The 375-nt window shown below is 42.1% G+C and carries 1 protein-coding gene; it reads left to right on the top strand.

Annotation, left to right across the window (positions count from 1 at the left end; translation table 11 throughout):
- Positions 1–260 precede the first annotated feature (260 nt).
- A partial coding sequence (locus DLK05_RS17255) for an antirestriction Ral family protein (RefSeq protein ID WP_235832034.1) occupies positions 261–375 on the top strand: 115 nt, incomplete at its 3' end.

The following is a 375-nucleotide window of genomic DNA, read 5'->3' as shown; positions in this document are numbered from 1 at the left end:
CTCCAGAGGTTCATTACTGAACACTCGTCCGAGAATAACGAGTGGATCCATTTCTATACTCATCAAACTGTAGGGGTTGTAATAGTTTATCCGATTTCTCGCTGTAGGGGTACACGAGAACCACCGAGCCTGATGTGGTTAAAAGACAGGCACAATCTTTACTACCGCAATCCACTATTTAAGGTGATATATGGAAGAAGAATTTGAAGAGTTCGAAGAGCATCCTCAGGATGTGATGGAACAATACCAGGACTATCCGTATGACTACGACTATTGATAAAAATCAATGGTGTGGACAATTCAAGCGATGCAATGGATGCAAGCTGCAATCGGAATGCATGGTTAAGCCTGAAGAAATGTTTCCTGTAATGGAAG

The sequence above is a fragment of the Ancylomarina longa genome, from assembly GCF_003996985.1.
In the GTDB taxonomy this organism is placed as follows: Bacteria; Bacteroidota; Bacteroidia; order Bacteroidales; family Marinifilaceae; genus Ancylomarina_A; species Ancylomarina_A longa.
The sequence above is the reverse complement of the archived record's forward strand: the minus strand, read 5'-3'. Positions and strand labels throughout refer to the sequence as shown.